Genomic DNA, 13863 nt, shown 5'->3' on the forward strand with positions numbered 1-13863 from the left:
ATCCGCTCGGAACGGTCCTAACTTCCAATCGCCAGCGTTCACGAATAATCGCCACTACTGATCGGGCAGTCGCCCCTCAGCCAGTGATTCCCTCAAGGAGATTTGATCGTGAAACGTATGCTGCTTGCCCTCCCTCTGGCCATGCTGTTTGCCGGTGCCGCCCACGCCTTGGACCCGATCGAAAAGCAAGTGCAGGTCACTGCCCAGGTGCCGACCGATGCGTTCTTCGTCGAGCCGGTGGGCGGCAACTGGATGAACGACCCGCAAGAGCTGGGTTGGAACCCCAATCAGGCCAAGCTCGACCCGGTCCGCAAGGAGCTGCAGGTCAAGAGCACCGTTGGCGCTATCAATGCCTACCTGGTCTCGCCCGCCGTCATTGCCAGCGGTTCCCACAACATTGGCCTGGATGTGAAGGTTGGCGACACCGTGTTGCAGACCACTCCAGTCGAAGTGGTCAGCGCCACCCAGGCCGCACCGGGGGCGATCGTCGGCTTCGAAATTGCAGCCCAGCCAGCCCCCGCCGCGGGTTATGAGCCAGGCAACTACCAAGGCCTGGTGAGCATGATCTTCGAAACTGGCACGCCTTGATTCACCCCCCCATCGTTCATCCGTTGTTGCCTGTTCCTGCCCTCGGCGCTTGCCGCAGGGCGGGCAGGTATTGCCCGCAAGCGACGCCCATGACCCTACAATTTCCCCTTTCCGCGCTGTACCTGAGCTTGCCGTTGGCAGCCTGCCTGGCCGCAGTACCCCTGACGGGTCATGCTGCGACCGCGGCGCTGGGTAGCATCGAAGGTCTGCCCAGTGAGTTTGAAGCGCACTTTTATGAAGTGCCGTTGGCCGTGAGGGTAGACCTGGACGGCCGCTATCTGGGGGATGCCATGGTCGTGCTCAGCCGGGATCAGCGCGTGCAACTGCTGGAATTCACCGAAACCGTCGACAGCCGTGAGCCAGAAAGCCTGAGGCGGCGCTGGCGCGAACGCCTGGTCGAAGGGCGCCCGCTGGGTGATTGCCAGGCAAACTGCCCAGATGGCCTGCGCGCAGTGCACTACAGCTTGGCCAATTCGCAGTTGTCACTGCTTACCGACCAGGCCGAAGCGTCAACGGCAGGCGAGCGTTATCACCGGCTTCCCGAACAGGGCAGCTACGGCCTGCTGGTGCGTAACCAACTCAACCTGGTCAATGATGGCCGAGTCACCAGCGGCCGCTATGCATTGCAAGGGCAGGGCAGCTTGGGTAACTGGACGACCCTGGCCGATGGCCAGCTCGACCGTGGCAGCGACAGTCAACAGGGCACGCGCTACCGGGTTGACCAGTTGTACGGTGAGCGACTGGCGCAGGACCACTTTTATCGCCTGGGCTATTTCACCCCCAGTGCCCAAGGCCTGACCCGCCAGCCACGGCTGATGGGGGCCAGCCCCGATACCACCCTGGGCCTGATGTTCGGCAGCAGCGACAGCCTGGCCATCGACAATGGTGCGCCCAGCGCGACGCCCATCTATGTCACGCCCAACCGCCCCGCCGTGGCGGAAATCTACCGCAACGGCGTACTGATCAATAGCCAGCCAGTGCAGCCAGGCCTGCAAACGCTGGACAGCAAAGTGTTACCCGGGGGCATCTATGAAGTGGAAATCCGCCTGGTCGAGGACGGCCAGGTGACCTCGCGCAGCCAGGCATTCATTTACAAGCCCAGCAACTGGCGCAGCACCGATGCCCCCTGGCGCTACAACCTGTACCTGGGGCGGCAGAGCAGCCTGTTGAGCAACTGGCAGCGCGACGCAGATGACAGCCTGGCGGCAGGCGTGCTGGCCAATTACCTGGTGCACCCACGGGCTATCGTCGGCGTCTCGGCGCAGCGCATCGACCAAACCCTGCAATACGGCACGTCGCTGGACTGGGATGTGCTCGACCGCTTCAAACTGTACGGCAACCTGTTCCGGGCCCAGGGCTACGGCAATGGCTACGACCTGCAATTGATCCACACCGGTGAAAACAGCTCATTGGTGGCCAGCCAGAGCAGCACCTGGCTGACCCGCCCCGAATCACTGCGTGATGACCGTCAGCCGAGCCACTGGCAGGCGCGGCAAACCCAGACGTCGGTGTCTTACAACCATCGCCTCGACCCGCGCAATACCGCCAGCGTGCGTGTATCACACAGCAGTGGGGCCAGCGCCGGTACGGGGGTGGATTTGGGCTGGTCGTACTTCGGCCAGCTGCTGGGGTCGCAGGCCAACTGGCGCCTGTCGCTGTTCGACCGACCGGGCAACGCGGGTACCGGTGAGGCCCGCAGCCGCGGCGTCAACCTGAGCCTGAGCATGAGCTTGGGCGGCACGAGTGGCCGGCGCCTGTCGGCCAGCGTCGGCAGCCGCACAGCGCGCGATGGCGGGCGCGACCTCAATGCCGCAGTGGCCTATCAGCAGGACGTCGACCTGGGCCCGCTGCGCAGCGTTGGCCTGACCGCCAGCGCCGACCGCTATGGTGCCGGCCTGGGTGGCGATACGCAGTTCGAGAGCCAGCAGCTGCACGGTGATGCCTATTTCCAGCGGTCTTCCTACAACGGTGAGTTCAGCGGCGGCCTCAACCTGGAAAGCATGCTGGCTGTCGGGGCTGGCAAGGCGGCCGTGAGCGGCCAGTACCTGCCGCACCAGGCTGGGCTGATCGTCGATGTCGAAACCGATATCGAAGGCTTGAAACTACGCGCTGACGACCGCCATGGCGGTACTGCCAATCTGCGGCCTGGGCGCAACCTGGTCCCGGTGGCCGCCTACAAGGCCGGCCATGTGCAATTCGACCTTGAAGGCGCGCAAGCCACCGCAGCGGTGATTCAGCCTTCCAGTGTGGACTACCACCTGAACCGTGGCGGCATTGGCTACCGCCAGCTGCGGGTATTGCGCACGCTCACCGTCATCGGCCGCCTGCTCGACAGCCAGGGTCGCCCGCTGCGGGGCGCGCAGGTGATCAACCACGCCAGTCGCAGTGTCAGTGAGGCTGATGGGTTCTTCGCCGTGGAAATGAGCGAGTCCACACCCAGCCTGGAGGTGCGTCAGCAAGGGCAGGTCGTATGCCTGTTAACGCTGAATCTTACACAGCTGGTACGTGAAGACGATGTGCTGTTGGCTGGCGACCAGCGTTGCACGCCGGCAAGCCTGGCCAAGGCCGCTGATAACGGGGGTGAGCGTGTTGAGAGCTAGCTCAGGGTCAGTAACAGAGCGGCCCTACCGTCGTTTCAGACGGCTCCTACACATCCTGCGATTGTTCCCGCTTTACGGTATGCCAATCGCTGTACTTATCCAAGGAACCTTCAAACGTGAATATCCATCGTCTGCTTGCTCTGGCCTTTCTGGTTACCCCGCTGGCAGCCATTGGGGCGCCCGAGCTTAATGTCGGCGCGTTGTACGATTACCTGGATTCCGGCAAAAGCACCTTGCTCAAGCGGGTGCGCAACGGCGGTGATACCACGGCGTTCGTCAAGGTCAGTGTCGCTGAGCTGGTGTACGACACCGATGGCAATGCCCGCGAGGTCGACACCGAGGGCCTGCCGTTGGAGCAGCGCGGCCTGGTGGCCAGCCCGGCGCGGCTGATCGTGCCGGCCCAGGGCATGCAGGCGGTGCGCCTGGTGTACCGCGGGCAGCGCGATACAGAACGCTATTTCCGCTTGCGCTTCGTCCCGGTCCTGCCCGAGCTGGGTGATGGGTTTGCCGTGGACGAGGGAGAGGCCGAGCGGTACCGCGATAGCCTGAAGGTTGGGGTCAACTTGCTGGCCGGCTACGGCACGTTGCTGTTCGTTCGGCCTGGCGAAACCCGGTTTCAGACGCCCGTGCAGCGCAAGGACGGTAGCCTTACGGTCAGCAACCAGGGCAATGCCACTGTCGTGCTGGATCAGTTCCGGCAGTGCCAGGCGGCTGGCGTAGCCTGCGAGACTGCCACCAAACATCATGTGTTGCCGGGGCGGACACGGCAATTCGAAGGGCAGGCGGCAAAGGTCCATCAGTTTGAATTGCATGAAGGCGAAGCGCGCAAGCGCATGGTGGTGGAAGGATGAGTAGCAGCACAGGGCGCTTGGCCCGCATCCGTCACTTACGCGTCGGGCTGGTCGCAGGTTTGCTGGCATTCGCTCCCTTGGCCAGCGCGCTGGAGGTGACGCTTTCGGCGCAATACCGTGGCGGTGGGTCGGGGCGCTTCGAAAACACCACGCCGCCTGCTGAATTTTGCAGTGTCTGGCCTACCATGTGCGCCAGTACCGGCACCGTAAGCCTGCCAATTACCTACCAGAAGACAAGCATCAACCGTGCCCCCGACCTGCGCGATCGATATTTCGTGAAACTGCCGGGGCGTCGTGAAGTGGAGGTACGCCACCAACAGACGGGTGAGCCCAGGCAGATGACCTTCGAGGTGCGCTCCATCAGCCAGGAAGCTTTGCTGGGTAGCCCTTACAACCCCCTCAACGGCACCTGGGTAGGCGGTTGTCGTGGCAAGAGTGGCGGCGGCAACCAAAGCCGGTACAGATACCACACCAGGGTGGTCGACCCGCAGAGCCCGACCCCTTGCACGATCAGTTATTCATTTGGGGCTGATGACCATGTGGCTACCACCACGGTACTGGACACGGGCATTTCCTTCGAGCTGGACATCCCCCCGCCGTATCGCCTGCGCGCCGGTATGTACCGCGGCAGCCTCACTTACACCCTAGGCCCTGGGGGCGACTTTGATTTCGGCAACAACGTCACCGGCCTGAGCGGCGATACGTTGGTGATCAACTTCGAACTGGATGTGCAGCACGCTTTCATCTTCGAGTTCCCGCCTGGCTCGGAGCGCGCCGTGCTTGAGCCCAAGGGTGGCTGGCAGGCCTGGCTGGGCGGTGGCCAGCCCCCCGGGCTCATCTACCGTGACCTGCCGTTCCGGCTATGGTCAACCGGCCCATTCAAAGCCTACAAGTTGTGCCAGCACTACACGGCAGGTACGTGCGGTATCCGTAACGACGCCAGTCATGAAGTGCCTGTGAACGTGGCCATTACCTTGCCCGGAGGTATCGAGTACCAGGGCCGGCCGGTTCAGCAACTGGCGTTGCCTAGCGGGCAGGCGGCTGCGTTGGCATTCGAATCGGCGATGCCCACGCTCAACCGCCCTGGCCAGTTGCGTTTCCAGGTGGAGCGCAACGACGTGCAGGCCATGCTTCGACACCCTGGCGCCACCTATGCCGGCCAGGTCACCGTCGTTTTCGACGCTGAGCTTTAGCCCACCGCCATGATGCGCGAGGTTAACTTATGTACAAAGTCGTGGTGGTTGACGACCATCCGTTCATCCGAGCCACCGTGTGCATGCTGCTGCGCAAGGAACGGCTCGATGTCGTCGGCCAGGCAGATAATGGTATTGACGCGGTGCGGCTGGCGCGTGAGTTGGGCCCGGACCTGGTCATCCTCGATATCGCCATGCCCGGGCTCGATGGGCTTGAGGTCATCGCCCGCATCAAGGCCATGACGCAGCCGCCCAAGGTTCTGGTGCTGACGTCGCAATTGCCTGAGGCGTATTCGCTACGCTGCATGCAGGCCGGTGCAATGGGCTTCGTGGCCAAGACCGATGAGCTGGACGAGCTTGGCAAGGCGGTGCGCGCAACGTTGTCGGGTTATACGTACTTCCCTGAAGTGGCGCTGAGTTCGGTGCACAAGCAGGACCTGAAGTTCACCGACGCGCAATGCATCGCCTCACTGACCGACCGTGAGCTGATGATCCTGCAGCAGCTCGCCCGCGGGCTGAGCAACAAGGCGATCGGCGAGGCCATGCTGCTAAGCAACAAGACCATCAGCACCTACAAAACCCGGCTCATGGAAAAACTGCGGGTCAACTCGTTGATCGACCTGGCGGACTTCGCCCGTCGCAATGCGCTTATCTAGTCGCTACCCGTGCCAATCCGCGTCCTGCTGCTGTGGCTGCTGTATTGCCTGAACCCGCTACCCGTTTTGGCCGCACCGCAGCTCTACACCCGGGGGGTGGAAACGGGGCCTGCGCTGGCGCTGGCCCCCGCCGACCTGCGCTGGCTGTGGGAGAAGCGCCATTTGAACCTGGGGGTAATCGGCCGCGACAACCCGCCCTTCGACATGCTCGGCACCGGCCAGGCCTATGAAGGCATCAGCGCCGAGTACGCCAGTGTGCTGGCCGAGAAGCTGGGCCTGGAAGTACGCCTGCGGCTGTTCGAGGGCTACGACGCTGCTTTCGCGGCCTTGCGCAAGGGGACTATCGACCTGGTCAGCTCGGTAACAGCACAGCAGGCGCAGGACGCCAAGCTGCGCCTGTCCAGCCCGTACATCGTTGACCAGCCACTGCTGCTGGCCAGTGAGCGGTTCGTCAGTGGCAACAGCGCAAGCCCTCGGCTGCTGGCGGTCGAGGGGTATCGGCCGTTGGCCCTGCTTCAGCACAACTATCCCAACGCACGGATCCAGCTGCACCCCACCCCCTACAGCGCCTTGGCGGCGTTACAGCTTGGCGAAGCCGAGTTGTTTCTAGGCAATGCCCTGAGCAGCCGCTATCTGTTGGCCCGAGGGCAACTGCCAGGCCTGGAATGGGTCGACCAGCCCGATTTTGCAGCCCAGCCCCTGGGCTTTGCCATGCTCGGGGGCGGCGGCCCATTACCCAGGTTGGTCGATGCCGTGTTGCAAGGCCTGACCGAACAGCAACATGCCCGCATTCGCGGGCACTGGAGCCCACAGCCTGCCAGCCCCGTCAAACCCGGCCTGGTTGAACTCAGCGAAGCCCAGCAGCGCTGGATAGCGGAAAACCCCGTGGTCAAGGTGTTGCTCGGTGAGCACCAGCTCCCGTTGAGCTACCGCGATGAGCATGGCCAGGTGCGCGGCTTGAGCATGGACTTGCTGCAACGCATCAGCCGCCTCACCGGCTTGCACTTCGAAGTGCAGGGGGGCACAGACATACAGCACATGATCGAGCAAGTGCGCCAGGGCCAGGCCGATCTGATTGCCGGGCTGGTGTACAGCCCGGCACACGCCAGGCAACTGCGTTTCAGCCGCAGTTTTCTGAGCTTGCCGCTGGTCCTGGTAACGCGCAACGAGACGGTGGCCCCCAGCAGCTTGGCGCAGCTGGGCAGGCGGCCGCTGGCGCTGGTGCGTGGCAGCGCCCAGGCGCAGACGCTGGCCAAGTCTTACCCGGGGATCCGTCAGCGGCTCGTGCCTCATCCATTGGCTGCCCTGCAGGCGCTGGAGCAAGGCAAGGCGGGCGCCGCAGTGCTGCCACTGGACCAGGCGTGCTCGCTGGTTGCACGTCACTTTCCCGGCAGGCTGCGTATCGCTGCCAGCCTGGCGCTGCCCCCGATGCACTTCGCCTTTGCCAGTAGCCATGCCGACGAAGAGCTGCTGGGTATTCTCGACAAAGCCTTGCTTGCGCTGCCCCCGGCAGAAATGGAGACCATGCTGCGACGCTGGCGTAACCCGATGATCGTTGGCGACGGGTTATGGCGCCGTTATGGCGGGCGCATGCTGGCGGGCATCGCCTTGGCATGCAGCCTGCTGTTGCTGGCCCTGCTGTGGGTTCGCTACCTGCGGCGGATGCAGGTGCAACTGCATCGTGCTAAGCGCGAGGCCGAGGCGGCCAACCAGGCCAAGACGCAGTTTCTCGCGGCCATGAGCCATGAAATCCGCACGCCGCTGCATGCCGTGCTGGGCATGTTGGAGCTTGCCCGACGCAAGGCAGGGCAGGGCGAACTGGACCATCTGGCCATCGAAGTGGCGGCGGATGCTGCTATCGGGCTGCAGGAGTTGATCGGCGATGTGCTCGACATCACACGCATCGAAACCGGCCATTTGCAGCTGGCACTGGTGCCGGTGAGCCTGCGCGAGCAAGTCGCCCGGGTGGTTCAGCTGTTCGAGCAACAGGCACGCGGCAAGGGGCTGGCCCTGGACATGGTGTGCAAGGGGGCGGTGGAAAACTGGGTGATGCTTGACCCGGTGCGTTTCAAGCAGGTGCTGGCCAACCTGGTCAGCAATGCAGTCAAGTTCACCGCGCAGGGCAAGGTCCTGGTCAGCCTGAATATGCAGGCTGCAGCCGGGCGGGCAAGTGTATTGCTCGAAGTCGCAGACACCGGCATAGGCATTGCCCAGGCCGAGCTGGAAAGCCTCGGGCAGCCTTTTCGCCAGGCCAGCAATCAGCGCCAGTCACCACGCAGCAGTGCCGGGCTGGGGCTGGGCATCAGCCGCAGCTTGTGTGAAATGCTTGGCGGGCAATTACGTTTGCACAGCGTGCTGGGCCAAGGTACGCGGATTGAAATCCGCCTGGACCTGGCGCTGGCAGCCCGGCCGGTGCTGGCCAAGCCGCCAACACCGCCGGGCGACCCTGCCAGGCTGGCTGCCCTGCGCGTGCTGGTGGTCGATGACTACCCGGCCAACCGCTTGCTACTCGCGCACCAATTGGCGTTTCTCGGTCACCAGGTGCAGGTTGCCGAAGACGGCGACCAGGCCTTGCGCCTGTGGTTGCAGCAAACGTTCGACGTCGTCATCAGCGATTGCAACATGCCCAGGCTTGGCGGTTTTGCCTTGGCCCGGGCGATCCGCGAACACGAACGGCGCCGGGCCAGGCCGCGCTGTCGGGTGGTGGGGCTCACCGCCAGTGCCCTGCAAGAGGAGCGCCGTCGCGCGAGGCTTGCGGGTATGGACCACTGCCTGTTCAAGCCGCTGAACCTGGATACCCTCATGCAAACGTTGCAAGCTTTCCAGTACGTCAGCCGCGAGCCAGGCGAGCAACTGCCTGCCGTTGATCTGGCCCATTTGCGTAAGCTGGTTTGCGATGACCAGGCTGTGTTGGTGGCCCTGCTGGCCGATCTGGCCAGCAGTAACCTGGCGGATCTGGCACAGCTCAGATACTCGAGCGACAACCCCTCGGCGCTCGTTGAAGTGGCGCACAGGGTGAAAGGCGGCGCACGCATTGTGCGGGCACAAGCGTTGGTGGCGTCATGTGAACGGCTTGAAGCGCAATGTACGCAACGGCCAGCGGATGCGTCACAGGTGCGCCAGGCAGCCAGAGCGCTGGAGGAGACCATGCGGCGCCTGGACCGCTGGCTTGCCCGCTACCTCGCGGAGCATGCTCCCCGCCGCCCGGGCGGTACTGACCACACAGTCATGTCTGCCCATTCACTACCTTGATGAATCCTCCCCGCCCCCCTGGCCTTGATTAGACTCGCTGCACTACCTGCCAGAACAAGGCCAGCCACCATGCATAACCGCATCATGATCACCGGCGCCGGGTCCGGCCTCGGTCGCGAGATCGCCCTGCGCTGGGCGCGCGAGGGCTGGCGCCTGGCGCTGGCCGATGTCAACGAAAACGCCCTGCGCGAAACCCTGGAACTGGCCCGTGCCGCCGGCGGCGATGGCTTCATCCAGCGCTGCGATGTGCGCGATTACAGCCAGCTCACCGCCCTGGCCCAGGCATGCACCGAGCAGTTCGGTGGCATCGACGTGATCGTCAACAACGCTGGCGTTGCGTCTGGCGGTTTTTTCGCCGAACTGTCCCTGGAAGACTGGGACTGGCAGATCGCGGTCAACCTGATGGGCGTGGTCAAGGGCTGCAAGGCCTTTTTGCCGCTGCTGGAGCGCAGCAAGGGCCGGATCATCAACGTCGCATCGATGGCCGCTCTGATGCAGGGCCCTGGCATGAGCAACTACAACGTCGCCAAGGCTGGCGTGCTGGCGCTTTCGGAAAGCCTGCTGGTGGAGTTACGCCAGCAGGAGGTGTCGGTGCACGTGGTGTGCCCGTCATTCTTCCAGACCAACCTGCTGGACTCGTTCCGCGGACCGAACCCGGCGATGAAGGCGCAGGTAGGCAAGCTGCTGGAAGGTTCGCCGATCAGCGCCGCCGACATTGCCGGGTACATCCACCAGCAGGTCGCCGCGGGCGAGTTCCTGATTCTGCCCCATGAGGCCGGGCGCCAGGCTTGGCAGCTGAAACGTCAGGCGCCTGAGCGGCTGTACGACGAGATGGCCGAGATGGCGGTAAAAATGCGCGCGAAGGCCCCTTCGCGATGAATGTTCTGCAGAAGCACTGACCCGGGGCAGGGGGGGAAGGCCTGCTCCCGACAAGACCAAGCCAGCTGATGCATCAAGCCGCAGCATCCAAGAACGCCCCGATCGTCGGGGCGTTTTCATTTCCGCAGTCACTCAGAAAACACCTACATACGCATTGATGCCCTACTCGTAAAGTTCCCGCCTGTCATACGGGCATCGATAAATGCCGGCACATTTGGGGACTGCTCAATGAAGTTACGTTGTTTTACCGCCTGCGCCCTGCTGCTGACGGCGGGGGCCGCAGGGGCCAAGGAAATACCTCAGGACGTCAGTGTTCAGGCTGTCGTTTCGACACCTGAATTTCAAGTGACCTCGGTGGATAATTGGTGGCACGACGAACTTCGGGCGGAATATGACCCGAGCCGGCTCGTCTTCAAACAAATCAAGAAAGATGTGTTTGTAAAAAGTACCTACGGGCCTATTTACGCGAAAACGGACAGTCCCTTCTACCGGTTTAAACGGGTCGGCGGTGCTGAATTTCAGCGCCGTTACTATATCTCGCTGAATCGCCTTGTCATGGGTACCACGCCGGTTGAAATCGTCAGTGCTGCTGAAGCCGCTGAAGGAAAAACCATTGAATTCAGGTTTTATCCCATGGCAGAGGCATCCACGGTTCGCCTGCCAGGTACTTACACAACCCACGCCACTCTGATGTTCGAAACGGGTGCGCCCTGATAGTCGTTCTGCACGGGCGCTCCCGCGCGCCTGTTATTGATAATGTGCAACCGTTGAAGGAAATTTGATATGAAATCCTCTGTATTGGCTATTCCATTCTTTGCGATGTTTGCCGGTGCCGCTGTCGCCTCCGCCCCTGAACCGATCAGCCATGACATTTCTGTAACGGCCGTCATTCCCGGCAATGACTTTTCCGTGGAACCTGTCGGTGATTGGGTTCGAGACGGCGTGACGCTTGAGTATCAGCCGCAGGCCGAGCAATTCACGAAAGTGACTGAAAATTTCATGGCCCAGAGTGATGTCGGCGCCATTCAGGCGAAGTTGCTGCAAACCGCAGAGTTGCAAGAGCAGAGTAACGTTGACCAGAAGATTGCGCTGGTCATTACGGTAGGGGATAAGCCGTTGTCGCTCGCGCCTCAGGAGGTCATGGACGCCGAAGATGCCAAAGGCGGGAAAGAACTGCCTATTGCCTTTGAAGCTGTAAAGCCTGAGGGCGGTTTTGTGAAGGGTGATTATAACGGGGTCGTGAAAGTGTTGTTTGAGACGTCCTCCACCAGCCTTTGATCGATGCAGTGCCGCCTGCCTCCACCCTGTCGGATGTTGTCCAGCGGTGGGGCAGGTGTTGATGTGGATTGAATCATGTTCCAGTTTGCTGCACCCGGCCGTGCACTCGCTGCTTGGTTGCTGGGTGCTGCTTGCCTCATCCCTTTCGAAGTGTTGGCTGAACGCGAGCCTGATGCTAACGGCCTGAACACGTTCGGGCGTTTGCCCGACGACTTCGAGGCGCACTTTTTCGAGGTGCCACTTGCAGTGCGAGTCGAGCTGGATCAGCGCTACCTGGGTGATGCCATGGTCGTGCTGAGCCGTGATAACCGTGTGCAATTACTGGCATTTACCGACACCGAGCAGAGCACAGAGCCCGCCACAGTGCGCCAGTTATGGCTTCAACGGCTGGAGGGCGGGCGCATGCTGGGCGACTGCCTGCAAAACTGCCCGGACGGGTTGCAGGCTATCCATTACAGCCTGGCCAATTCGCAGCTGTCGCTGCTCACCTCCAATGCCGAGAAACTGGAGCAGGACGCGCGCTATCACCGTCTCCCAGAGCAGGGCAGCACCGGGTTGCTGCTGCGTAATCAACTGAATCTGGTGAATGATGGTGAACAGACCTCGGGCAGAATCGGCCTGCTCGGCCAGGGCAATCTGCATGACTGGACCACGCTGGCCGAGGCACGCGTTGATCGCAGTCCAGCTGAGCAAGGCGATGTGCGTTACCGCATGAACCAGCTTTACGCAGAGCGCATGCACGAAGAGCACTTCTTTCGGCTGGGCTACTTCTCTACTGGCGCAGAAGGCCTGGTGCGCCAGCCAACGCTCCTGGGGCGTCGCCCTGACAGCACGCTTGGCTTGATGCTGGGCAGCAGTGACAGCCTGCTGGTCGACAATGGCCAAGCCAGCGCCATCCCTGTCTACGTCACGCCGAACCGCCCGGGTATCGTCGAAATCTATCGCAATGGCTCGCTGATCAACAGTCAGCCGGTACAGCCCGGTTTACAGGCACTCGACACGCGGGTGTTGCCCGGCGGCATCTACGATGTGGAGCTGCGCTTGCTCGAAGACGGCCTGGAGACCTCGCGTAGCGAAGTGTCCATCTACAAGCCCAGCCGCTGGCAGAACCTCGATAGCCGCTGGCGCTACAACCTGTACCTGGGCCAGCAGCTCGAGTTGCTGAGTAACTGGGATAGCCATCGCGAACAGGGCCTGGCGCTCGGGGCCCTTACCAATTATCTGCTGCACCCGGCTGCGGTGCTGGGGTTGTCGATGCAACAGGTCGGCGCTGACCTGCAATTGGGTACCTCGCTGGACTGGGATGTCCATGAGCGCTTCAAGCTGTACGCCAGCCTCAATCAAACCCAAGGTCTGGGCAATGGCGGTGATCTGCAGTTGACCTATACCCACCCCACGGGCTCGTTGTTGCTGAGTCATAACCAGACCTGGCTTGAGCCCAGCGGTCAGGAACGCGACGATCGTTCACAGCGGCAGGTGCGCAGCCGCACCGCGTTTTCGATCAACCAGCGGGTAACCTCGCGCAGTTCAGCGACACTGCGCCTGGAACACAGTGCGGGCTCGGCCAGCGGGCTGGGAGCCGACCTCAGCTGGGCGTTCTACGGAAAACTGCGGGGGCATCAGAGCAGTGTTCGCCTGTCACTGTTCGACAGGCCCGGCACGCGCAGCAGTGCCGGTGTCCGCAGCCGCGGCATTAACCTCGCTGTCAGCATGAAGCTCGAGCGCGACGGCAAGCAGCTTGGGGTCGATGTCGGTAGCCGCGCCTCGCGTGAGGGGGGTAACGACCCGTACGCTTCGCTGTGGTACAGGCAGGACGTCGACCTGGGCCCAGTGCATAGCCTGGGGGGCAGCGCAACGCTCGACGGCTATGGCACCAGCCTGGCCGCCAATGGGCGCTTTCGCAGCCAGGCATTGCAGGGCGATGCCTATGCCCAGACTTCATCGTTCAACGATAACCTCAGCGGTGGCCTCAACCTGGAAAGCACCTTGGCGCTGGGCGCCGGGAAGCTGGCCATGGGGGGCCAAAACCTGCCGCTCGATGCCGGCCTGATCATCGATGTCGAAACCGACCTGCAAGGTGTGAAGCTACGCGCCAACGATGGCCAGGGCATGAGTGCAATGCTCCGCCCCGGGCGCAATATCGTGCCGGTGACGGCATTCAAGTCTGGTCATGTGCGCTTCGACTTCGACGCGAAGGACATGCCGCCAGCGCAGATCCAGCCCCTTGCTGTCGACTATCACCTCAATCGCGGTGGGGTGGGCTATCACGCGGTGAAAGTCATGCGAACGGTCACAGTGTTTGGCCGGCTGCTCGACGGCCAAGGCCAGCCGCTGCAAGGCGCACATGTGATCAATGACGCCGGCCGCACGGTGGTCGAAGTGGACGGCTATTTCAGCGTCGAAATGAGTGAGGCACGGCCCACCCTGGAAATTCGCCATGGCACGGCAGGCAGCTGCCTTCTGACATTACCGCCGGACAACTTTGACCGCGACGATGACTTGCTGATCGTCGGTGATCAGCGCTGTGTACCGCGTATGGGCTGAACCGGCTTTCAGCCTGTCGCTT

10 protein-coding genes are annotated in these 13863 nt (G+C 62.6%); all 10 read left to right on the forward strand.

What is annotated here, in order from left to right; genetic code table 11:
* Positions 1 to 108: 108 nt before the first annotated feature.
* The 10 genes from OO258_RS15730 to OO258_RS15775 all read left to right on the forward strand — a co-directional run bounded on the left by OO258_RS15730 (position 109) and on the right by OO258_RS15775 (position 13841).
* Positions 109 to 588, forward strand: coding sequence for a CS1 type fimbrial major subunit (locus OO258_RS15730; RefSeq protein WP_033725791.1), 480 nt, complete (start codon positions 109 to 111; stop codon positions 586 to 588).
* Positions 589 to 677: 89 nt separating this feature from the next.
* Positions 678 to 3188, forward strand: a complete 2511-nt coding sequence (locus OO258_RS15735) for a CS1-pili formation C-terminal domain-containing protein (RefSeq protein ID WP_266031433.1) — start codon at positions 678 to 680, stop codon at positions 3186 to 3188.
* A gap of 116 nt (positions 3189 to 3304) precedes the next feature.
* Positions 3305 to 4039: a molecular chaperone gene (locus OO258_RS15740; RefSeq protein ID WP_266031435.1), complete on the forward strand. Its 735-nt coding sequence runs from the start codon at positions 3305 to 3307 to the stop codon at positions 4037 to 4039.
* The gene (locus tag OO258_RS15745; protein ID WP_266031437.1) at positions 4036 to 5232 is read left to right on the forward strand and encodes a hypothetical protein; all 1197 of its coding nucleotides are present in this window, start codon (positions 4036 to 4038) and stop codon (positions 5230 to 5232) included. The genes OO258_RS15740 and OO258_RS15745 overlap by 4 nt, the downstream gene beginning before the upstream one ends.
* Positions 5233 to 5261: 29 nt before the next feature.
* Positions 5262 to 5888 carry a response regulator transcription factor gene (locus tag OO258_RS15750; RefSeq protein WP_003252604.1) on the forward strand — a complete coding sequence of 209 codons (627 nt, stop codon included), beginning with the start codon at positions 5262 to 5264 and terminating at the stop codon, positions 5886 to 5888.
* A gap of 9 nt (positions 5889 to 5897) precedes the next feature.
* Positions 5898 to 9140, forward strand: a complete 3243-nt coding sequence (locus OO258_RS15755) for a transporter substrate-binding domain-containing protein (RefSeq protein WP_266031438.1) — start codon at positions 5898 to 5900, stop codon at positions 9138 to 9140.
* Between the two features lie 69 nt (positions 9141 to 9209).
* Complete coding sequence (locus tag OO258_RS15760; protein ID WP_266031440.1) at positions 9210 to 10019, forward strand: SDR family oxidoreductase; 810 nt, start codon at positions 9210 to 9212, stop codon at positions 10017 to 10019.
* Positions 10020 to 10247: 228 nt separating this feature from the next.
* Positions 10248 to 10733: a hypothetical protein gene (locus tag OO258_RS15765; RefSeq protein WP_266031442.1), complete on the forward strand. Its 486-nt coding sequence runs from the start codon at positions 10248 to 10250 to the stop codon at positions 10731 to 10733.
* Between the two features lie 69 nt (positions 10734 to 10802).
* On the forward strand, positions 10803 to 11297 hold the full coding sequence (locus tag OO258_RS15770) for a CS1 type fimbrial major subunit (RefSeq protein ID WP_266031444.1): 495 nt from the start codon (positions 10803 to 10805) through the stop codon (positions 11295 to 11297).
* A 75-nt stretch (positions 11298 to 11372) separates the two neighbouring features.
* On the forward strand, positions 11373 to 13841 hold the full coding sequence (locus OO258_RS15775) for a CS1-pili formation C-terminal domain-containing protein (RefSeq protein ID WP_266031445.1): 2469 nt from the start codon (positions 11373 to 11375) through the stop codon (positions 13839 to 13841).
* Positions 13842 to 13863: the final 22 nt, after the last annotated feature.

Source organism: Pseudomonas sp. DCB_BI (assembly GCF_026240995.1).
Classification (GTDB): domain Bacteria; phylum Pseudomonadota; class Gammaproteobacteria; order Pseudomonadales; family Pseudomonadaceae; genus Aquipseudomonas.

Excerpts from the sequence above, each read along its gene's own strand:
- OO258_RS15750 (WP_003252604.1), top strand. The coding sequence starts at position 5,262 with ATGTACAAAGTCGTGGTGGTTGACGACCATCCGTTCATCCGAGCCACC.
- OO258_RS15735 (WP_266031433.1), top strand. The coding sequence starts at position 678 with ATGACCCTACAATTTCCCCTTTCCGCGCTGTACCTGAGCTTGCCGTTG.
- OO258_RS15765 (WP_266031442.1), top strand. The coding sequence starts at position 10,248 with ATGAAGTTACGTTGTTTTACCGCCTGCGCCCTGCTGCTGACGGCGGGG.
- OO258_RS15760 (WP_266031440.1), top strand. The coding sequence starts at position 9,210 with ATGCATAACCGCATCATGATCACCGGCGCCGGGTCCGGCCTCGGTCGC.
- OO258_RS15775 (WP_266031445.1), top strand. The coding sequence starts at position 11,373 with ATGTTCCAGTTTGCTGCACCCGGCCGTGCACTCGCTGCTTGGTTGCTG.
- OO258_RS15770 (WP_266031444.1), top strand. The coding sequence starts at position 10,803 with ATGAAATCCTCTGTATTGGCTATTCCATTCTTTGCGATGTTTGCCGGT.
- OO258_RS15745 (WP_266031437.1), top strand. The coding sequence starts at position 4,036 with ATGAGTAGCAGCACAGGGCGCTTGGCCCGCATCCGTCACTTACGCGTC.